At 46.4% G+C, this 20,683-nt stretch carries 26 protein-coding genes; 10 read left to right on the top strand and 16 right to left on the bottom strand.

Features of this window, described 5'->3' with window-relative positions; genetic code table 11:
* Nucleotides 1-214: 214 nt before the first annotated feature.
* Together QT984_RS09710 and cobA are read left to right on the top strand one after the other, a co-directional pair.
* Nucleotides 215-949: a sirohydrochlorin chelatase gene (locus tag QT984_RS09710; RefSeq protein WP_333207770.1), complete on the top strand. Its 735-nt coding sequence runs from the start codon at nt 215-217 to the stop codon at nt 947-949.
* On the top strand, nt 946-1,755 hold the full coding sequence (cobA, locus tag QT984_RS09715) for a uroporphyrinogen-III C-methyltransferase (protein WP_333207769.1): 810 nt from the start codon (nt 946-948) through the stop codon (nt 1,753-1,755). The genes QT984_RS09710 and cobA overlap by 4 nt, the downstream gene beginning before the upstream one ends.
* 283 nt (nt 1,756-2,038) lie before the next feature.
* Here cobA and QT984_RS09720 read toward each other — a convergent pair whose 3' ends face one another.
* The 7 genes from QT984_RS09720 to QT984_RS09750 form a co-directional block, all read right to left on the bottom strand.
* Nucleotides 2,039-4,291 (bottom strand): transglycosylase domain-containing protein, encoded by a 2,253-nt coding sequence (locus QT984_RS09720; protein WP_333263403.1) that lies wholly within the window; start codon nt 4,289-4,291, stop codon nt 2,039-2,041.
* 495 nt (nt 4,292-4,786) lie between these two features.
* A complete protein-coding gene (locus QT984_RS09725; RefSeq protein WP_333109398.1) occupies nt 4,787-4,909 on the bottom strand; it encodes a photosystem II reaction center protein J in 123 nt (40 codons plus the stop codon).
* A gap of 69 nt (nt 4,910-4,978) precedes the next feature.
* Complete coding sequence (locus QT984_RS09730; RefSeq protein WP_015176850.1) at nt 4,979-5,101, bottom strand: photosystem II reaction center protein L; 123 nt, start codon at nt 5,099-5,101, stop codon at nt 4,979-4,981.
* Nucleotides 5,102-5,110: 9 nt separating this feature from the next.
* Nucleotides 5,111-5,248: a cytochrome b559 subunit beta gene (gene psbF / locus QT984_RS09735; protein ID WP_006635504.1), complete on the bottom strand. Its 138-nt coding sequence runs from the start codon at nt 5,246-5,248 to the stop codon at nt 5,111-5,113.
* A 20-nt stretch (nt 5,249-5,268) separates the two neighbouring features.
* Nucleotides 5,269-5,517, bottom strand: coding sequence for a cytochrome b559 subunit alpha (gene psbE, locus QT984_RS09740; protein WP_006635503.1), 249 nt, complete (start codon nt 5,515-5,517; stop codon nt 5,269-5,271).
* A 56-nt stretch (nt 5,518-5,573) separates the two neighbouring features.
* On the bottom strand, nt 5,574-6,587 hold the full coding sequence (locus QT984_RS09745; RefSeq protein ID WP_333042721.1) for a photosynthesis system II assembly factor Ycf48: 1,014 nt from the start codon (nt 6,585-6,587) through the stop codon (nt 5,574-5,576).
* Nucleotides 6,574-6,909 (bottom strand): rubredoxin, encoded by a 336-nt coding sequence (locus QT984_RS09750; protein ID WP_333052113.1) that lies wholly within the window; start codon nt 6,907-6,909, stop codon nt 6,574-6,576. Before QT984_RS09750 ends, QT984_RS09745 begins: the two co-directional genes overlap by 14 nt.
* Before the next feature lie 366 nt (nt 6,910-7,275).
* Between QT984_RS09750 and ndhC the strand changes: the two genes are divergently transcribed.
* The 8 genes from ndhC to QT984_RS09790 all read left to right on the top strand — a co-directional run bounded on the left by ndhC (nt 7,276) and on the right by QT984_RS09790 (nt 12,481).
* Nucleotides 7,276-7,638: a photosynthetic/respiratory NAD(P)H-quinone oxidoreductase subunit C gene (gene ndhC, locus QT984_RS09755; protein WP_006635500.1), complete on the top strand. Its 363-nt coding sequence runs from the start codon at nt 7,276-7,278 to the stop codon at nt 7,636-7,638.
* Nucleotides 7,629-8,354: a photosynthetic/respiratory NAD(P)H-quinone oxidoreductase subunit K gene (gene ndhK / locus QT984_RS09760; protein ID WP_333373854.1), complete on the top strand. Its 726-nt coding sequence runs from the start codon at nt 7,629-7,631 to the stop codon at nt 8,352-8,354. The genes ndhC and ndhK overlap by 10 nt, the downstream gene beginning before the upstream one ends.
* Nucleotides 8,347-8,850 carry an NAD(P)H-quinone oxidoreductase subunit J gene (locus QT984_RS09765; protein ID WP_333033861.1) on the top strand — a complete coding sequence of 168 codons (504 nt, stop codon included), beginning with the start codon at nt 8,347-8,349 and terminating at the stop codon, nt 8,848-8,850. The genes ndhK and QT984_RS09765 overlap by 8 nt, the downstream gene beginning before the upstream one ends.
* Nucleotides 8,851-8,955: 105 nt before the next feature.
* Complete coding sequence (locus QT984_RS09770; protein WP_333052107.1) at nt 8,956-9,288, top strand: DUF6883 domain-containing protein; 333 nt, start codon at nt 8,956-8,958, stop codon at nt 9,286-9,288.
* Nucleotides 9,289-9,306: 18 nt separating this feature from the next.
* Nucleotides 9,307-9,555, top strand: a complete 249-nt coding sequence (locus tag QT984_RS09775; RefSeq protein WP_333052104.1) for a DUF4926 domain-containing protein — start codon at nt 9,307-9,309, stop codon at nt 9,553-9,555.
* A 132-nt stretch (nt 9,556-9,687) separates the two neighbouring features.
* Nucleotides 9,688-10,350, top strand: a complete 663-nt coding sequence (locus tag QT984_RS09780) for a restriction endonuclease (protein ID WP_333231551.1) — start codon at nt 9,688-9,690, stop codon at nt 10,348-10,350.
* Nucleotides 10,347-11,810, top strand: coding sequence for a class I SAM-dependent methyltransferase (locus QT984_RS09785; RefSeq protein ID WP_333207764.1), 1,464 nt, complete (start codon nt 10,347-10,349; stop codon nt 11,808-11,810). Before QT984_RS09780 ends, QT984_RS09785 begins: the two co-directional genes overlap by 4 nt.
* Before the next feature lie 50 nt (nt 11,811-11,860).
* Entirely contained in the window at nt 11,861-12,481 is a 621-nt protein-coding gene (locus QT984_RS09790; protein ID WP_333052100.1) for a Uma2 family endonuclease, read from the top strand.
* A 420-nt stretch (nt 12,482-12,901) separates the two neighbouring features.
* Here QT984_RS09790 and QT984_RS09795 read toward each other — a convergent pair whose 3' ends face one another.
* The 9 genes from QT984_RS09795 to QT984_RS09835 form a co-directional block, all read right to left on the bottom strand.
* Nucleotides 12,902-13,567, bottom strand: coding sequence for a Na(+)/H(+) antiporter subunit B (locus QT984_RS09795; protein WP_333373857.1), 666 nt, complete (start codon nt 13,565-13,567; stop codon nt 12,902-12,904).
* The gene (locus tag QT984_RS09800) at nt 13,567-14,154 is read right to left on the bottom strand and encodes a DUF4040 domain-containing protein (protein WP_333373859.1); all 588 of its coding nucleotides are present in this window, start codon (nt 14,152-14,154) and stop codon (nt 13,567-13,569) included. Before QT984_RS09800 ends, QT984_RS09795 begins: the two co-directional genes overlap by 1 nt.
* Nucleotides 14,144-14,431 (bottom strand): monovalent cation/H(+) antiporter subunit G, encoded by a 288-nt coding sequence (locus QT984_RS09805; protein WP_333160889.1) that lies wholly within the window; start codon nt 14,429-14,431, stop codon nt 14,144-14,146. Before QT984_RS09805 ends, QT984_RS09800 begins: the two co-directional genes overlap by 11 nt.
* Nucleotides 14,428-14,658, bottom strand: a complete 231-nt coding sequence (locus tag QT984_RS09810; protein ID WP_333160917.1) for a hypothetical protein — start codon at nt 14,656-14,658, stop codon at nt 14,428-14,430. The genes QT984_RS09805 and QT984_RS09810 overlap by 4 nt, the downstream gene beginning before the upstream one ends.
* 458 nt (nt 14,659-15,116) lie before the next feature.
* Complete coding sequence (locus QT984_RS09815; RefSeq protein ID WP_333231558.1) at nt 15,117-15,500, bottom strand: Na+/H+ antiporter subunit E; 384 nt, start codon at nt 15,498-15,500, stop codon at nt 15,117-15,119.
* Complete coding sequence (locus QT984_RS09820; RefSeq protein ID WP_333052089.1) at nt 15,497-16,927, bottom strand: cation:proton antiporter; 1,431 nt, start codon at nt 16,925-16,927, stop codon at nt 15,497-15,499. The genes QT984_RS09815 and QT984_RS09820 overlap by 4 nt, the downstream gene beginning before the upstream one ends.
* Nucleotides 16,924-17,262 carry an NADH-quinone oxidoreductase subunit K gene (locus QT984_RS09825; RefSeq protein WP_333052085.1) on the bottom strand — a complete coding sequence of 113 codons (339 nt, stop codon included), beginning with the start codon at nt 17,260-17,262 and terminating at the stop codon, nt 16,924-16,926. The genes QT984_RS09820 and QT984_RS09825 overlap by 4 nt, the downstream gene beginning before the upstream one ends.
* A 507-nt stretch (nt 17,263-17,769) precedes the next feature.
* Complete coding sequence (locus QT984_RS09830; RefSeq protein WP_333052082.1) at nt 17,770-19,035, bottom strand: ABC transporter permease; 1,266 nt, start codon at nt 19,033-19,035, stop codon at nt 17,770-17,772.
* 426 nt (nt 19,036-19,461) lie between these two features.
* Nucleotides 19,462-20,683: efflux RND transporter periplasmic adaptor subunit (locus QT984_RS09835; RefSeq protein ID WP_333373862.1), on the bottom strand; the 1,222-nt coding region annotated here is incomplete at its 5' end.

Consider the following 20,683-nt stretch of genomic DNA (forward strand, 5'->3'; position numbering starts at 1 on the left):
GGCTTAGAAGATTTAAGCCCAGTGCGTAGGTTGGGTTGAGGAACGAAACCCAACATTTTCTCTACAATTTTCCTTAACTGAACCTTATTGATTTTTAAGCCACGCACCCTAGGATATCGAACTTTTGTGTTGAGTATTTTTCAAGTCACGCGCCCAACGGTGTTATAATTATTTGAAATTCGGCTCGAACATTAACATCAAATCTATATTGAAATTGCGATCGACCTATTTATTAGTTTCTCACGGCAGCCGTGACCCCAGACCCCAACTAGCTTTGGAAAACCTAGGTCAACTGCTGTCTCAAAATTTGGCTGACTCGTTCCCAGCAGTAGCAACCGCCACCTTAGAACTCGGCCCCGCACCGCTGCACGAACAAATTTGCAGTTTTGGCGAACGTACCCTGTCCCTGGGACTGACAGAATTGCAAATCCTGCCTGTATTTTTATTGCCTGGTGTTCACGTCGCCGAAGACATACCGGCAGAGGTCGAAATTGCCCAACAAACTTTTGGTGACAAGCTAAAAATTGAATTGCGCCCGCATTTAGGTTCCCAGGAAGCAGGCTTAACAAAATTGGTAAAAAGTCAGATGGAAGAGGTGACTTTTCTCCCCAATCTGCTATTGCCAAAATGGATTTTATTATCTCACGGCAGCCGTCGCCCCGGAGGTAACTCGATTGTTGAGGAAATCGCCAGCCAACTCGGTGCGCTGACAGCTTATTGGTCGGTAAAGCCGAGTTTGTCAGAGCAAATTGAGAGTTTGGTTCGTGGTGGACAGCAGCAAATAGGGATTGTGCCATACTTCTTATTTAATGGAGGAATTACAGATGCGATCGCCAAAAATGTCGCACAGCTAAAGCAGCAATTTCCTGCGGCGGAACTTCATCTCGCGAATCCTCTAGGCGCAAGTGTACAATTAGCAGACTTAATTGGGAATTTAATTCAAAAATGAACCCCAGAGGCACAGAAGAGGTAAAGGAAGCAAGAAAGATGTCTTTAGGAAAAGTGTATTTAGTAGGTGCGGGGCCCGGAGATCCGGGTTTGATGACCTTGAAGGGAAAAGCTTTGTTAGAGTGTGCGGATGTGGTGATTTATGACGCTTTAGTCAGCCCTCAAATTTTGGCAGCAATCAACCCCCAAGCAGAACGAATTGATGCCGGAAAACGCAAAGGGCGTCACTCGTTAATGCAGGACGAAACCACTCAGTTAATGATAGAAAAAGCTGGAGATAATGCGATCGTAGTTCGTCTCAAAGGCGGCGATCCGTTTATCTTCGGTCGGGGCGGCGAAGAAATGGAAGAGTTGGTAAAAGCTGGAGTGTCAGTAGAAGTCGTCCCCGGCGTAACTTCTGGGATTGCGGCCCCTGCTTATGCGGGAATTCCTTTAACACATCGATCGTACAGTTCCTCTGTCACCTTTGTCACCGGTCACGAATCAGCGGGAAAATATCGACCGGAGGTAAATTGGCAGGCGATCGCCCGTGGCTCCGAAACCATTGTAGTATACATGGGAATCCACAATTTGCCTTACATTATCGGCCAGTTAACAGATGCAGGATTGAGTGCAGAAACGCCCATAGCGTTAGTGCGCTGGGGAACGCGGCCGGAACAAGAAGAATTGATCGGGACTTTGGGTACAATTGTAGAGCAAGTTGAGGCGATCGGATTTGCAGCACCTGCGATCGCGGTCATCGGAAACGTCGTCAATTTGCACTCGATATTGTCGGGCTGTCGGCCTGTTTCTCAGACTGTAGAATAAGCGGGGAAATTGCCCCTAAATCCTCGTAGGGTGCGCCGGGCCGCGCACCTTACTGCTAAATCTATTTTTGGCGATTAGTTATGCTCGCCAACAACTAAGGATCGCGAATTAAATAACTTACAATTTTAATTGTTATTGTGGGATGGGCGTCTCGCCCGTCCAAAAAGGACGGGCGGGACGCCCATCCAACTTTCAAGAGTGGAAGTTATTTAATTCTCATTCCTAACAACCAACCACTAACTAATGACTAATGACTAATGACTAATGACTAATGACTAATGACTCAACGCGCCACCTGCCGCATATATTCCCCCCACAACTGAGCGGCATTTGAACTACCTCCCCCAGTCGGAGAATTATCATCATTTCCCAACCAAACTCCTGTCACCAGTTGCTGACTCGGAATATAACCGACAAACCACAAATCTCTATTATCATTAGTCGTGCCTGTTTTTCCAGCTTCTCCCAACCCCAAAGCAGCACTGCTACCCGTACCTCCCCGCACCACACCTTGCAGCATATCAGTCATCGTATCCGCTACGGCCTCCGAAACTAACTGCCGATTGGCAATGCCATCTTTTTGATACTCATAAATCACCCGGCAACTGTTAAAATCATTTCGATCTTTGCAATCGCTGCTGTCAATAATTCGCTTGATTACGTGGGGACGATTGCCCAAACCCCGATTGGCCAAAACCCCGAATGCACCCGTTAATTGCAACACATTAACTTCACTTTCACCTAATACTAAACCAGGGTTAGAACGCAGTTCAGAAGTAATTCCCAAACGTCTGGCCATTCCCACTACATTGTCTAAACCGACATCTTGTGCAATTCTCAAAGCAACTGCATTTTCCGACTGTGCTAAACCCCGATACATATCAGCATTACCGCTGGTTCTTTCGCAGCCGCTGTAACTTTGTCCGCCCCAAGAAAGGGGAGCGCAAGAATAAGTTTTATCGGGTGAGATTCCCTGTTCCAGGGCGGCTGCATAGCTGAAAATCTTAAATGTAGAACCGGGCTGTCTCAAAGCTTGGGTAGCCCGATTAAACTGACTTTTTAAGTAATCTACGCCCCCAACTAAAGCTAAGACTTCCCCGGTTGTACTATTGAGAGTTACCACGGCTCCTTGAGAAAAACCTGCACTGGCTCCCGCATTTTCTACAGCATTTCTGAGGGAAGTTTCCGCCAACTTTTGCAGGCCGGGATTCAAACCTGTTTCTACAATAAAATTGCCTTCTCTGGCTAACTGCTCCCCCAGCAAAAACTCCAATTCGTCAAATACATAACTGTAGAAATAAGGAGCGATCGTACTTTGCAGATATTGGCGGGCTTTAGGATTGATCTCAATTCGCGATCGCCTCGCCCGATCGGCTTCTTCCTGAGAAATCGTCCCCAGGGCCCGCATCCGTTCGATCACTCGATCGCGGTACTGCACCGCCAACTGATAATTTTGAATCGGATTAAAACTGTTGGGAGCAGGCAAAATCCCTGCCAAAGTCGCCGCCTCTGACAAAGTTAAATCCCTGGCAGACTTCCCAAAATAAAACCGAGCCGCATCCTCAAAACCGTAAAGATCGATCCCCAAAAACACCCGATTTAAATAAGTCAGCAACAGCTCATCTTTGCTGTAATAATTCTCCAGTTTCAACGCCACTACAGCTTCCCGTAACTTGCGTCCCGCCGAATCTTGAGTGCCCACATAATCTCGAAACAAGCTCCTCGCTAACTGCTGCGTCACAGTGCTGCCGCCTTCGCGAATTCCTCCCCCGCGAACATTAGTCAAAAGCGCGCGCAAAACTCCGATCGGATCTACTCCCAAATGCCAATTGTAGCGACTGTCTTCCGAAGCAAGTACCGCCTTGGATAAATAAGGCGAAAAATCCTGCAATTGCTTTAATTCTAAGTGAGCGTTATTCTGAGGAGGACGCAGCGGAGTTTGCCCATCGCGGGCGTAAACAATCACGGGGCCATTGATACTTCTTGGCAGAGGCCGCACTTGAAACTTTGTCGATTCCATGCCTACCAACACGGCAATCAAAGCGGTGATTCCGCTGACGCCATAAAAGCTGTAACGCACAAGTTGCACATACCAAGGCGGCGGATATACGAATTGAATTCTGACAGCGGCGGCTAGTTCCGGCGGCCCTAAAGTGAACACGTCTCCGTGACGCAGGGACATACTTTTAACTCGCCTTTTGCCATTGTAAATGCCGTTTGTGGAGTCTTCATCTTTGATGACAAAAGGAGTCCGTCGCCGAGTATCGCGCGACAGGGATAAGTGCACGTGACTGACAACGGGATTGCGAACTACAATATCTGAAGATTTGGACGATCGACCTAACAAATATCGATCGCCCAACAGCGGATAAACCTCAGCTTTAGCTGCACCCGCATCCTGCACCCACAGTTCGGGTACTTTGGCGTTCGGTTTCAGCGCTAGCTGGTTAAAATTAACCTTGGCAATAGTCTGGACTGCTTGGGTAATAGCACCCAAGACGGTTTGAGGTTTGCGGGGCGGCTGCGGTGGGGTCATATTTCGCTGTGCACTACGATCGAGCGATCGGCTCTTGCACCATTCTACTCGCAACTTTTGGCTAATTTCACGATCGGCTCACACTCTCTTAGCGATCGTCGGCTAATGGCGATCGATTTTGGGGTGATTGGTGAACCCGCAAGGCGAGCATTTCCTTGAGCAAATCTCCACCCAGCCACAACAAATCCCGATCTCACCAGGAAATTAAATTATCATAAACTTGCCCCAAAATTAATACTTTCGATAACATTTATAGCGGTTCTCAAGCGTGGTGAGGTATGGGGTGAGTCCTATGCCCTATGCCCTAGGCCCGCGAGAGCACCTCATGTTACTGAGGATCGCGAATTAAATAACTTACAATTTTAATTGTTATTGTGGAAGTTATTTAATTTTCATTCCTGAGAAAGGCTATACCAGATTTACCAACACAATTCGCATAATTAAAACCCCCCTTTTTCAAGGGGGGTTAACAGCCGAAAATCAGCTTGATTCTACTTACATCGAAGAACCCAAACCAGCATAAGCACCGTAGAAGAAAAGACTCACAATGGTGAGAACACCGAGGCCTGCAACAGTAGCTACCAGCCACAAAGGAATTCTGCCACTTTCACTAAACATAGCCATCACCTCACTAATTTACAGCTCAACAAATTCGATGGAACTATCGAAAGCCAACTCAGACACCAGTTAATTAAAGAAATAACTGGAGAACAAAATACCCAAAACAAAAATCAGTAACAAACCCAAATACAAAGAAGTCCGGTTTAACTCAACAGGCTGCTCGTTGGGATTAGGAACGCGCTCAGGCATTGTAAACTCCTATCGTTGAATAAATTGCATTGCTGCGATCGCGCCCAAAAAGAAAATTGTTGGGACACCTAAAGTATGAACGGCCAACCAGCGCACCGTAAAAATCGGATACGAAATTGGCTCATTATTGGGGGTTCTACTCGTCATTTTTCCAAATCCTTGTTAAATTACTTGGCAATGAACTGATCTACTTGTTTCTTAGCTTCAAAGCGATCCGAGATAATCGGCACTTCTTCCCGCTGCGGTGTGAAATATTGGTTAGGGCGAGGAGTTCCGAAAGCATCGTAAGCCAAACCCGTTTGCACAAACAGCCATCCAGCAATAAACAAAGCCGGAATGGTGATGCTGTGAATTACCCAATAACGGATACTTGTAATAATGTCCCCAAACGGACGTTCTCCAGTTGTACCAGCCATTTAGAATCCTCCTTTCAACAACAAATTGACAGACAATCTCTCTTACTATTCTACTATCAAGCAGCTTGCGCTGAACCTTGATATTTAAGTAGAGTACCGCTCGCGCCGATCACAAATCCGCGATCGGGGCCCATAAAGACAATCCTGTAAAAATTAGCCGGAACATCTTCAACTTCGCGGTCTTTTAGCCAAGTTTTCCCGCCGTCCAAACTGCACAGCAAATTGCCTCCGCCGCCGGCTACCCAAACTTCATTATCAGTCCGGTAAGCCATGTCCAGCAAACCCCAACTCGCCTTGCGATCGGGAAAAAACGGTTTTCCCCAACCTTCAGGATTGGACGGGTCGCTAAACTGAATCTGACCGCCGCGGGCAAGCATCCACAAACGCCCGTCCTTGGTAAAGCCCATATTTTGCAGGCGGCGAGAACTATTGCGGTTGTGAGGTTCCCAAGCTTCTTGTCCGGGTTTCCACACCGAGTAGAAATTGCCCTTCGAGGAAACTGCAACATACTGCCCGTCTTCAGAACGGTTGATATTGCGAACTACCCCAAAAGAATCCTGCACAACAGCTTTCCAATTTTTGCCGCCGTCGGAAGTCCGGTAAATCGCCCCGACATCGGTCGTCATCTCGGCGGAATTCGGGCCCAAAGCTGCGATCGTACTCGGAGAACCGGGCAACTGAGAGCTCAAAGCAATCCGCGTCCAAGACTTGCCCTCATCGTTCGTGTGGAGCAAAACTGAAGGCTGGCCGACAATCCAGCCTTCGGAACCGGAAAAACTCACCGACGCAAAACGCGACCTCGGATCGTCGATATCCAGTGCTATAGGCTTCCAGCTAGTACCGCCGTCAAGGGTTTCGAGCAGAGTCGCCTCAGAACCCACAACCCAGCCGTGCTGAGGATTGCCGGTAAAAGCAATATCCTGCAAATTAGCTTCCGTCGGTAAGGAAATCACTTGCCAGGGGTTGTAACTCACAGAACCGATGGTGCTGCAACTCGTACAGATGAGCGCAGCGGCCAATAACATTACAATTCGTTGCCAAAATCTCACAATCGTTTTACTGCAAACCATACATACTAAGTAACAACAAGAAACCAACGACCAAGCCGCCAAAAATCAGCAAACTTTTCTGACCTTCGGTCATGCCGTTGACACCGACACCGTAGCGCTGATTTGCCTTAAATCCCGATACCCCTTCCATCTGACCGAGATTTTGAAACATCGATTTGCGCGCCCCGCAAACGGGACACACCCAAGTCGGGGTGACATCTGTAAAAGCAGTGCCAGGGGCAATTGCATTTTTAGGATCGCCCTTTTTAGGATTGTAGACGTAGCCGCAGGCTCGGCACTCGTGCCGATCGAGGGTATTAGTCTCCGTGGCTCGATCGCTCATAAATCCAAAATTATGGGTCAGCTAATCGTGAAGTACCTCAACTAAACTTCGTTCGAGTTGGGGCTTCCAACTAAAACTCATATGAGGACGGTCTTATTCGTCTTCGAGGTTTCCCGTCTCAACCGCCGATGCCACGTTAGGGACACCACTTGGGTGTTCGACACTTAAGTCGAGGATGGTCTTACTTAGCGTCCACAGGCAGCCGCCCGTCTTCCACAGGCAGTTACAATATTAAAATATACATTAAAAATTATTGCAGAAGATGGAGGATTAATCTCAACTAACTCGTAATTTTAGCTACCCAAAATCTATATAATGTAACAGACAAGTTACAGAACCCTTTCACCTAGGCAGTAATTATTCATCGTGTTTGCACTCAGCGGCTACGAGTATTTCTTAGGCTTCCTGTTAATTTCCAGCCTAGTCCCTATCCTCGCCCTCACGGCGTCTAAGGTTCTGCGGCCCAAAAGTCGTCCCTACGACCGACGCACTACCTACGAATCCGGCGTCGAGCCGATCGGCGGAGCCTGGATTCAGTTCAACATCAGATATTATATGTTCGCCCTGGTCTTCGTCATCTTCGACGTAGAGACCGTCTTCCTCTATCCTTGGGCGGTTGCTTTCAACCAGCTAGGACTGTTGGCTTTCATCGAAGCCTTGTTTTTTATCACGATCCTCGTTATTGCTCTTGTCTATGCATGGCGCAAAGGAGCCTTGGAATGGTCTTAAGTTCTGACAAATCACAAAAACCTCTAATTGTCAACCCCGCTATTCGCCCTGAAGTCACATCCGAATTATCAGAGAACGTCATCCTAACTACGGTTGATGACCTCTACAATTGGGCGAGACTTTCGAGCCTGTGGCCCCTGCTTTACGGTACCGCTTGCTGCTTCATCGAATTTGCAGCTTTGATCGGATCGCGCTTCGACTTCGACAGATTCGGCTTAGTACCCCGATCGAGTCCCCGACAAGCCGACTTGATCATCACCGCCGGCACAATTACCATGAAGTACGCCCCCATCTTGGTGCGGCTGTACGAACAAATGCCCGAACCCAAATACGTCATCGCGATGGGCGCCTGCACCATCACCGGCGGAATGTTCAGCGTAGACTCCCCCACAGCAGTCAGAGGCGTTGACAAACTGATTCCCGTAGACGTGTACATCCCCGGCTGTCCCCCCCGCCCAGAAGCGATTATTGACGCAATTATCAAACTGCGGAAAAAAATCGCCAACGATTCTATGCAAGAACGGGCCAATTTGCTGCCAACCCACCGCTACTACACCAGACCCCACAAGATGAAAGTAGTAGACGACATCTTGGATGGCAAATATTTGTCAATTCCCGGCCGGATGGCGCCACCGAAAGAATTGACCGAAGCAATGGGAATGCCAGTACCGCCAGCCCTGCTTGCAGGACAAAAACAGGAGGTAAACCGTGGCTGAACAAGAATCTGCAATTGTTGAAGCCGGGAAGGTTTCCCAGTGGTTGACTCAGAATGGCTTTGAACACGAAGCTTTAGCGGCCGATAATTTGGGCGTGGAGATATTAAAGGTCGATCGAGACTTCTTAATTCCGATGTCAACAGCACTGTATGCCTACGGGTTTAATTATATGCAGTGCCAGTGCGCCTACGACCAAGGGCCGGGAGAAGATTTAGTCAGCGTCTACCACTTGGCTAAGCTGACAGATAATGCTTCCCATCCCGAAGAAGTCCGCGTCAAAGTATTCATTCCCCGCGAAGATCCCAGAGTGCCATCAGTCTACTGGATTTGGAAAGCAGCCGACTTTCAAGAGCGGGAATCCTACGATATGTACGGCATAGTCTATGAAGGACATCCGAATCTGAAACGGATTTTGATGAACGAAGATTGGGTAGGCTGGCCGCTGCGGAAAGATTACATTTCCCCTGATTTCTACGAATTGCAAGACGCTTATTAATAGAGTTTTGCGAGGGCGGGTTTAGAGCATAAAATTGGACTTTTGCGGTCAAGTTTTATGCGAAACCCGCCCTCTATTTTTTAAATTAACTGGTTCCGATTTTCTATGCTCATTCCAAATGCAGAGAATGCAGTTGTTGATATTCGTAAACTTCGTGACTACTGCCTCAATCCTGAACACGACGATGGTAAACACAAAGCGCGGCTTTTTTCATCAATTCTTGGGATGACGCCTGACAATGCTGAGGAATTGCGCCAAATTTTGGTTGAAGTTATTCAAACTCACGAAGCTCAGTTAGGGAGGCGGGATGGGTTCGGGCAACGCTACACGCTAGATTTCACGATTGAATGGCAAAATAGAAGTGCAACCCTTCGGAGTGGCTGGATTATTGAGCATGATTCCGAGATTCCGAGATTAACAACCTGCTATCCTCTGTAATGTCTGGAGGTAATAAAAGTGGCAAAGAATACAATTAAATTACTCGATGTCGTTGCCTTGACAGTTGATGTTCCTGAATACAATCTCTGGCGCGGACAAGTAGGGACTGTGGTGGAACTGTTGGCTGATGGTGCAGCGTTTGAGGTTGAATTTAGCGATCGCAACGGACGCACTTATGAATCTGTTGGGCTGTATCCAGAGCAAATCATGGTGTTGTATTTTGAGCCAGCATCACCTGATATCAAACCAGAAATGGTTACAACATAAGTCGCACAATAACTTGTGGACTTTATAAAAAATTGGATTTCAGGTTGATAAGTGAAATAGCTAATAAACCTGCGATCTTTGATGATATCGTTTAATTGGTCAGCCAATTAAATAATCTGGTGGTTCATCAAAATGACAACTCTGACCGTAGAAATTCTTTGTTCTGAGGCGGCAATATTTTCAGCCGCCGAGTCTCAACACCCAGAACAACTGCTTTACGGCATCACAGACGGAAAGGCTGTTGGGACATATTTGGAGCAAAAGTTCAGACTCTATCTTAAGCAAAAGTATGAATTTATAGATGGCAATTCAGCAAGCGGCATCGATTTCCCAGGAATATTGGTTGACGTGAAGGTAACAAGCATTAGGCAACCGCAGTCGTCATGTCCTTTTAAATCTGCAAGGCAAAAGATTTTTGGACTGGGATATTCACTGATTATCTTTGTTTACGAAAAGACAGACAACAGTACGATACGAACTGCAACCCTGAATATTTTGCATACAATTTACGTAAGTGCCGAAAGAACAGCAGATTTTCAAATGACCCGTGGAATTCGCAATATTTTAGACAATGAAGGCAATAAAGATGATTTGCTTGCTTTCATGTTTGACAAAAATTTACCTGTTGACGAAATTGAAGCAGGTAACATTGCAGACGAAATACTGAGAAACCCACCAGTGCAAGGTTTTTTGACGATTTCTAATGCGTTGCAATGGCGACTTCAGTATGGAAGAGTCATTGAGCGTGCTGGACAACAGGAAGGGGTTATCGCAGTTTATCAATCTAACCGATGAGTTCCAACGATCGCCAAACAAAACTAGAATATGGGGATTTTCAGACACCGCTGGAATTAGCCGAGATGGTGTGTCGGAAATTGATAGAACTTGATGTTAACCCCAAAGTCATCATTGAGCCAACTTGCGGCATAGGTAATTTCATTAAAGCTGCTGCAAATTCGTTTCCATCCGCCAGCAAGATTATCGGGGTTGAAATCAATCAAAGTTATTTAATAGAATTAAAAGCTAAGCATGAATTATTACAGGATGAAAGATGTGAGGTTAATCACGGAGATTTTTTTGAGTTTGACTGGACATCATTAATCAGCCAATTTAACCATAGGGTGCTGGTACTTGGCAACTTTCCTTGGGTAACAAACTCACAACAAGGAACTATTGCTAGTGAAAACTTGCCCAAAAAAAGTAATTTTCAAAAGCACACTGGCTTAGATGCACTAACAGGTAAAAGTAACTTTGATATCTCAGAATGGATGCTGATCCATGCGATACAATGGTTGCAAAATCGTGATGCCACTCTGGCAATGCTTTGCAAGACTTCCGTGGCGAGAAAGTTATTGAGTTACATTCATTCAAAAAAACTTAATCTCGCTAGCTGTGCAACTTACAAAATAGATGCTAAAAAGTATTTTGGTGCAAATGTGGATGCCTGTTTGTTATACTGCAAGTTTGACGCTCATTCGCAAAACTACTTCTGCGATGTATTTAGCAGTTTAGAAAGTTCAGGCTGTCACCGCATTGGATATCACAACACTCTCCTGGTTAAGGATATAGACTCTTTCAATAAATTGATTAATTTATATGCTGTAAATTCAGGAACGAAATGGCGATCGGGCGTCAAGCATGACTGCTCGAATGTGATGGAGTTTCGGAAAATTGATAATTTGTTTGTCAATGGATTTGGGGAATCTGTCGAGCTTGAGGAAACTTATCTATTTCCGCTACTTAAAGGATCGGATGTTGCTCAAAATCGCATTAATGCTACAGATCGATATATCTTAGTTACTCAAAAATTTATCGGTGAATCAACCGAAAATATCAAAACTATAGCCCCTAAAACCGGACGTTATCTAGAGAAGTGCGGGCAATATCTAGATAATCGCAAAAGCAAAATTTACCAAAATAACCCTCGCTTTTCGATTTTTGGAGTAGGCGATTATAGCTTCCAACCTTGGAAAATTGCGATTTGCGGGCTTTATAAAAAATTGGATTTTAGGTTAATCGGTGAAATAGCTAATAAACCTGCAATTTTCGATGATACTGTTTACTTTCTCAGCTTTGACAGCGAGAGAGTTGCACGTCAAACTTTTGAGCTTTTGAATTCACCGACGGCAATTAACTTTTATTCAGCACTCGTATTTTGGGATGAAAAGCGCCCGATTAAATCCAGCATTTTAAATTGTCTGAATCTAGCAAGGCTGGCAGAGTTGGAATTTGTAACCGCTGATGCACGCAGATAAACGCAGATGGATAGAGATATAATTTCTATTATCGGTAATTCTGAAAACCTATGACTCAAGCTTTACCCAAACTCGTAAACTTCGAGGAATTTGTGGAGTGGCTGCCTGAAAACTCGGCGGTACGCTACGAACTGCATAATGGAGATATTGTTGAGATGGCACAACCAGTAGGCGAACATGAGGAAGTTAAAGGCTTTCTTACAATCAAAGTTTCCGTTGCAATCGATCGTCTGGGATTGCCCTACAGTATCCCCAACCAAGTGATAGTTAGACCTCCTGAAAAAGATTCTGGTTATTTCCCCGATGTGTTGGTGCTGAATCGCGCAAATTTGGCACAAGAAACTTTGTGGCAAAAACAATCTATCCTCAGTTTTGGTGCATCGATACCGTTGGTAATTGAGGTTGTGTCAAGTAATTGGCGCGATGATTACTATTTGAAATATGCTGATTATGAGGAGATGGGTATCCCTGAATATTGGATTGTGGATTATGCTGCGTTGGGTGGACGCAATTTTATTGGCAATCCCAAACAACCGACAATTTCTGTGTGTAACTTGGTTGATGGTGAATATCAAGTCCTCAAGTTTCGAGAGAACGATCGCATTGTGTCGCAAACTTTTCCTGATTTGAACCTCACAGCAAATCAGATTTTTCAAGCTGGTTTAGTGTAAGCGGATCTCTCGTAAATTTGGATTTTTTAACCGCTGATGCACGCAGATAAACGCAGATGAGTACACAGGAATTACTTATCAAAAGCAAAGAAACCGGGTTTTTGATTTCGCAAAGAACCCGGTTTCTGACTACTCGTGCCTCAGCCTTATAAACGTAAAATATCGTTTATAAGGCTGAATGATTAAACGGCAGAGAAGACGGAGGACACAGAGTCAATCGATTTTAGATTTTAGATTTTAGATTTTAGATTTTCGATTGACTTGCGCGAGATAAATGCGGGGGCTTGAGGATTTTCGATTTTCGATTGTGGATTGATTCCACGGATAAATCCGGGGGCTTGTACCCTCAAGAAATTCGTAGTCAGAGATTGAGAGAGATGAATAATTTCGATGCCAATGGATTTGAGATCGGAACATTTTTCATAGCAATCCGCGATAGCGAATAAACACCAAAAGCACCGCCCACGATCCTAATGCGACTTTGACTGCAACCAGGATATTAAGCAAGGGGAGAATGCCACCGCTGAAAAGTGTGCCTAACTCTCCGTGGGGTAACTCATATCCTGACAGAGTGATAACGGACAATACAATGAAAACAAGTACCGAAACCTTCTCCAAAGTCGCGGCGTGCCACTGCTTGTAGATTTCTTGCATCCACTGCGGTGATGAGGTAATCGCCACCAAGCCGATCGCAGTTCCCCCCGCTACACCCGCCGCAAAACCACCCCCTGGACTTAAATGCCCGCGAATTGCTAGTTCGATACCCACCAACGCGGCAATCGTCGCTCCCAATCGCGCCAAAATAATCGATGGTTGATCGGTAAACTGATATATGGCGCAGGACGGACTTTCATTGGCTAGCATAAAACTTGCACCCATGATGGCGATCGTAAATACCACGACTTCAAAGATCGTGTCGTACAGCCGATTTCGAAAAATGATACCGGAAACCGCATTGGATACTCCACTATCTTGAACAACCAATTCGACGATCGAACTTTGCTGCGATAAGTCCATTACTGGATTGGCTATTAGCAGCATTTTGACAAACAGCGCTATCCCTGATAAAAAGTAAACCCACTTCATCAATGTTTGTCCTCTGCGTCTGGTGTATTTACATAGGTTAGGGTTGTCCCTGGTGATGAAAGTTCGGTTTGCATGATGTCGTAGACACGCCGAACTCTGATTGCGGTGTTATAAAGTTGCCCTTCGCCGCTGTGTTCTAGTTGATCTTCTGGCGTACAAGCTGCATGAACTTCTTTTTCCCTCAGCCCCCGCTGCAATGCCTGTGTAGTTGCATAGGGAACGAGTTCCAGGCGCATATGGCGTTTCTGAAAAACTGTGCGGATGTCATCTATCAGTTGCTTAAAATCACCTGCGGTTTTGTCGTTTGGTATAGCATCGCCCTCTGTCCCCTCTTCGATTACACCCAGACGCAGCACGAAGGATGAACGCACCGTCACTGCATAAAGTGTAATCGCGAGTAGAGTACCCATCAAGGCTTCGGTCAAGCCCACATCCCCCGCGCCTAAAATTGTATACACCAAGGCGGCGATCGCTCCCAATACCCCCCGCAGTAGCAATGCGTGGTATGGATTGACCTGAAATACCACCATACCAGCAGCTAAGGGTAGCAGAGCGACGAGGACATAAATGTAGCTATTATCGTTCATAGTTACTCCCTGTTTTGGAACAATGGGCCAACACATATCCCAGCATTGTGTTCCAGGTTGCTAAGCAAATGATCGCCAGAATCAGCAGGGGCCATTTACTGGGTATTTGCAGCAGCAATCCGACGACGATCAACATTGACCCAAGCGTGTCTGCTACCGAAAGACTGTGCAGTTTATACAAAACCGATCGCTTCCCAAGTAGGTAAGAAGTACCCCAAAACCAGAAAAAAATCCCTATACCGATGCAGGTATAGCTCAATACATCTATTACGATCATGGTTCACTGATACGTTTGATTATATGTGCCAACAACATCAATCCAGCTTCACCCACACTGAGGATAATCGCCGCCACCACACCGATCATCCAATCATCGCGCCAGACGGATATGACGAGAGCGATGATTGCCGTTTTCGTCGAGATACTGGCAAACGCCAACATTGTTTGCCAGATATCATGATCTTTCCATACCTCATACATGGGTATGAGCAGAGCCAAAATCATCGCAATTAGAATCAAGTTGTTCAAGTTGTTCAATTGTGTGTACTCCTGATTTTTCTTACTTAATATTGGGGCGGGCTCGCGTCCCCAACCCCTTACACCCCACAAGAAACTCTTGAGAATAGTGCAAGTTAATAGACCTCTGCCATCATTGTGGAACAGGGTTCCTGCCTGTTCTTGACGGGCTGTTTCGCGGGTCGGGGCGGGTTTATTTAACCTGTCTGCAATCTTTAAAGCTATTGGTGAACCCGCCCCTACAGATTCTTGAGAATTATCCAATATCGAGCGTGTAAATAAACTCGGATATGTCAGAAAATGTAAAGTATCGTAACCCCTGCGATAGAGCACTTTTACTAACTGCGGACATACTTACCTATTTTATCGCCGTTCTACTTATTTATTTCTCCCTTCTCTGCCTTCTCTGAGTTCTCTGCGGTTAAATAATTCCGAAAAAACTTCAGCTAATTACTCGAAGTCCGCCGCACTCGGTGTACTTCGTAAAAACCCTCTTCGTGATATTTCACAACAATCGTCTTGGGAGTAAAAGTGATCACGAAGACATCTAGGAATATCAGCAAGGGCGATCGATGGTTTGGCACTTTTTCCATGATCACATCTTCGTGTCTGTGGGGACGGAAGATGAGTTCAAAAGCTTCTATATAAGCTATCGGAATCGCCATGAAGATTTTACCAAACACCCCCAACCATTCCCTCAAAGGTTCCGGGGGTGTGTAGCTGCGCGGCAACAGGAAAGCAATGATGAAGCCGATCGCAATATTTGCCAAACTAAAATCGGCAGTAAGTAGAAACCAGATCGTCAGTCTTAATATTAGCTGTCCAATCATTGTGGTAATGCCATCCAGAATAGTAGGAGCGAAATCAAGCTCATAAAACCGACCAAATGATCGAATTGTTCAAGCATACGTGGCAGTTTGATTGCCGTGCGTTGAAAAATTAGAAAATAGGCTAACCAACCAACACCGATGATGGCTATCGCCTTAAGCATATTTTCCAGCGTATAAGCCTGAACATCAAAAGCATTGGCTGCAATCAGCCCACCTAGCAACAGCAACACTGCAGGCCAAAAACCGGGTTTTGATTTTGCTTCTCCACCACGGGGCAGAAAGATGAATTTAGCAAATAGGATAGCAGTTCCTACTGCTGCCACATTCATGGCGATCGCATAAGGGGGTGTCAAATTCTTCAAAGTCAACATCTTTGCCCCAAAGCCAACCAAAAAAGGAAAGCCTGAGATCGAAAGGCTACCCACGACTAAGGCAATCCAGAGCTTAGTATTAATCTGCTTTTGTCGCAATACCTTAAAGTCGCGGCTGGGTAAAGAGCCCGCAATCAGGAATAGCGCCGATTTGACCAAGCCGTGGGCGAGGGCATAAAAGCCTGCCGCTTCCGGGGCTACGAGAATCCAACCTAACTGCGAAACCGTGCTGAACGCCAGCAGCCGCTTGGTATCCTTTTCAAAGAGGCCATAGAAGACGCCCATCAACGCCGCCCCCACTCCGAAAATTTGGACGATGGGTGCCACCTCCTCCACCATCAGCGCGCACCGCACGAGGGGATATACCCCCGCTTTAACCACAATCCCTGACAGCAAAGCCGACACTGGCGTTTCTGATTCCGAGTGAGTTAGCGGTAGCCATAGCCCCGATACAAACACACCTCCCTTAACCAAGAGTGCCATAAAGATCAGAGCTGTCGCCTCTGGGGGCGCTGCACCCAAGCCGGCAAAACTAAACGAATTACTTGCCTTATAAACCAGCACGGCACCGACTAGATAAAACAGCATTGCCGTGTTGCTAATAAATAGATAGCGCAAAGCTACCCAAATCGATCGATCCGTGCGAGGATAGGCAATCAAGAGAAACGCCGCAATCCCGCTGACCTCTAACCCCACATATAAACTGATAAAGTCACTAGAGGCAAAGGCCGCATTCAGGCTGCCGTGTACCATCAGAATTTGTGCATAAAAAAATGCCGTCTTCTCTGTGGGCCAACAGTAGATAATCACCGCTGCCGTGACTAAGGCATTGGTTAAGATGAAATAGCCGCTCAAGCGATCGACTAACAACGTGACACTGAAATTATCCAGTAACTGCAGCGTCACCGCTGACGGCATAGCAAAAAGCTGGAACGCATAGGCAGCGGACGCGAGCGCTCCGAATATTGCCAGATACTTGGCAAACTTCGGAATCAAATAAATACTAAACCCGACAAAAAACGGGAGTCCAATCCAGGCTAGCGTCAGGGTATTCATGGGGTATTATTCATCTCGATTTCGTTACTTTCTAATGTCGGATTATCTCGTGCCAGCTTCATCACACTTACCAGCATTAAAGCCTGAATCGAAAAGCCGATCACGATCGCCGTTAAGATCACCGCCTGGGGAACCGGATCGGCGTAAGCGACAACATTTTTCCCCTTTGAAATAATTGGTGTCAGCAAGCCTTCTCGCGATGCCACCACCACGTAATAGGCGATAACCCCTGTACTCATGACATCCATACAGACGATTTTCATGAGCAGGTTCTTTTTAAAGATGATACCAAAAAATCCGCAAAATACTGTTGCCAATACCAATGCTTCTAACATGGAAATTGCGTGTTGGATAAGGGGTTTTTGTTATTATATTTGAATTGGCGTATATTATTTCTAATGGGACTTAGAAATTTTCTAGCCCCTAAACTAGCTGAAACGCACTCTAGGTAAGGGAAAGAGTTTTCGGCTCCGTCAATCGATTTTAGATTTTAGATTTTAGATTTTAGATTTTAGATTTACTTGCGCGAGATAAATGCGGGGGCAATAAGTGATTTTCGATTTTCGATTTGGGATTGATTTGCGCGAGATAAATCACGTGGCGGGTACCACATGAAGAAATTTTTGGTCAGATCCCAAACCCTTGCCAGTTCTGGACTGTACCCAATTCAACCTCAAACCCTTTACCTGTCGCTGTTTGCAGCCATTTTGGACGTGACTTTTGTCTAAGTCTCGTTAGCGAATCTGTGGCCGACAACGAAGTCCGATCGTCCATCAAACCCGGTTTCAGAGCACTCGTGCGTCCAAGAGTGTTCAATTTCACTGGAGCGAACCTCACTAAGTTCAATCATTCCGCAAAGCTGCGATCGGATCTAAGCGAGCCGCATTCCGAGCCGGTAACACTCCAGCCAATAAGCCTACAGTAAAGGATAGCCCAAAACCAGCCGCGATCGACCATACAGAAACCACAAACGGAAATTTGAATGCTGTCGAGGCCCCAAAGGCGATCGCAACTCCCAACCCAATACCCGCCGTTCCCCCCACCGTGGAAACTAAAATAGATTCCGCCATAAATTGAATGAGAATTGCTGCATTAGTAGCGCCTACGGCTTTGCGAATCCCGATTTCCTTAGTCCGTTCCACAACAGACACCAACATAATATTAGCAATACCGATGCCGCCAACCACCAAAGAAATTCCGGCGATCGAACCCACCATCACCGTAAATAAACCTATCACATTGCTGAAAGTATTAACTATCTCAGCTTGATTTACAACTCTAAAATCATCCGGTTGTGGCGGATAAATATTGTGGCGCAAGCGCATGATATTTTCCACTTGAAATTGAGCATCCGCCAAATCCGCTTCGTCGGCAGTTTCCAACCAAAAACCCGATATTGCAATCCCCGCTAAAGAATTTCTCCCCACAATTCGCGAAGACATATTTTTGAGAGGAATATACACTCGATCGTCCTGATCGGTTCCCCCTACAGACCCCTTGCTTTCCATCACTCCAATGACCTTGTAGCGGTTTCCCTGAATGCGAATATCAGAGGATAGCGCATTAACTCCGGCTCCAAAAAGTTCGTCCCGCACCTTAGAACCGAGGACAACTACTGGCTCAGCAGCATTCAATTCATCCTCGTTAAAAAACCGTCCTTCTTGGGGTTGAATGTTCTTCACATCTGGATAGTTTAAATCCGTTCCCAAAATCGAAGTAAATGAATTTTGTCCGCCATAAACGACTTGCACTTGGCGCTGCAAATAAGCCGAAATCGCCTTAACAGCAGGAGCTTGTTTGCCGATCGCCCTAGCGTCATCCCAAGTCAGGGTAGTAGCAGAACCGCTTCCCTGACTGACACCGCCCGATCGCGAAGCGCCGGATAAAACCAACAGCACATTTGTACCCAAAGCCTTTAACTGTTCTTCAGTTGATTTTTGTACTCCCTGTCCCACCGAAGTAATAGCAATTACCGAAGATATCCCAATAATTACCCCCAGCATAGTTAAACTGGTACGCAACTTATTATTCCACAGCGCCTCTGTCGCCATCAACGCGATTTGAACGTTAGAGATTTTGTTGGTGCGGGGGCGAGTCTGTAATTTCATGTTATTAGTTATTAGTTATTTGTTATTTGGTGGCAACTTCTAAGGATTCTGCCTAAATTGGCCCCTAATTTATCACCTGACGATGCAACCGGAAACCATATGATTTATGGCACAAACCGCCGGGGATTGAAACCCCCGTCTCATAGTTAAAGTCGGTTGAAACCGACTGAAAATTCGTCTGATGATGCAGCCGGAAACGATATGATTTGTGGCACGATCCGCCGGGGGTTGAAACCCCCGTCTCATAGCTAAAGTCGGTTGAAACCGACTGAAAATTCGTCTAAAACCGATCTACATCAACTAACTCTTCAGTCCTCTTTCAGAGGACTTTCGCTATGAGACAGGGATTTCAATCCCTGGCGGACTCTGCGACGAACTAGCGGACTCTGCGACGAACCAACTAGCCCCTACTGCGCGGACTGACTACTAACGCAAGCGCCTTCCCCCACCCGGTTGCAAACCTGGAATTCCACCCGACGATGGATTTTGGGATCGAGGCCGCAATCCGGGGGGTAAACTAAGCAGCACTTTTTCATTTCCTTTCAAACCCGATCGCACTTCCGTCTTGTCATCCACCGTCATACCAGTCTTAATCGGCATAAAAGCAGGTTTACCATCTTCTCCACCGGGAACATAAACCCCCGTTTCCCTTTGTTGGCGGACAATTGCCGCAGTCGGAACTACCAAAACATTTTTGAGTTCACCAGCCTTAAACTCAACATTCACATTCATGCCCGATCGCAGCATTTGTTTATCATCATTAATAATTGCCGCTTTTACCTCAAAACTTGTCACATTTTGCTGCACGATCGACTGAGGCGAAATTTGAGTGATTTTACCTGCAAAAGTCTTTCCCGCAAAAGCATCGGCTTGAATAGACGCAGCCTGGCCGATCTGAATCTGAGCAATATTAGTTTCTGCTACGTTTGCTACTAATTGATTTTTTGAAGCTAAGGACAAAATCGAAGAAGAAGTCGCCGAAGAAACCGCACTACCTGCCGTCGTGGGAGTCACAAAAGCGCCCGGATCTGCGTACTTGCGGGTGACAGTGCCGGTGAAAGGAGCCCGTAGCACAGTGTCGTCGATCAGCGCTTGAACGCTTTGCAGGCTGCCTCTAGCGGCGAGAACTTGGGCGCGGGCTTGGGCGATGTCTTCGGGGCGGGAACCAGCTTCTAGCAGGGCCAAAGCTTGCTGTTTTTGCTCGACGGCGGCTTGCCCCGCAGCGATGTCTTCCGGGCGTGCGCCCGATCGCGCTAGGGCCAAAGCTTGCCGTTTTTGCTCCACAGCGGCCCGCCCCGCAGCGATGTCTTCCGGGCGTGAGCCCGATCGGGCTAGGGTCAAAGCTTGCCGTTTTTGCTCGACAGCAGCCCGCGCTGAAGCGATTTCTTCGGGGCGAGCACCCGCTTGCAGCAAAGCTACAGCTTGTTCGGCTTGTCTGACTTGCGTTTGAGCTCGATCGCGCGCGGTGCGGGAGTTGTTGACAATTTGCAAAGCAATGGCTCCGGCATTGTAGAGTTCCTGATTTCTCTGAAAGTCTTCCTCTGCTTGGTTTTTGGCGTATTCGGCATCTCTGAGTTGGGCGACTGCTTGGGCGATGTCTTCAGGGCGATTGCCCTTAAGCAATTTTTGTAAATTTGCCTGTTGTTCA

Source organism: Microcoleus sp. Z1_B2 (assembly GCF_036700325.1).
In the GTDB taxonomy this organism is placed as follows: domain Bacteria; phylum Cyanobacteriota; class Cyanobacteriia; order Cyanobacteriales; family Microcoleaceae; genus Microcoleus.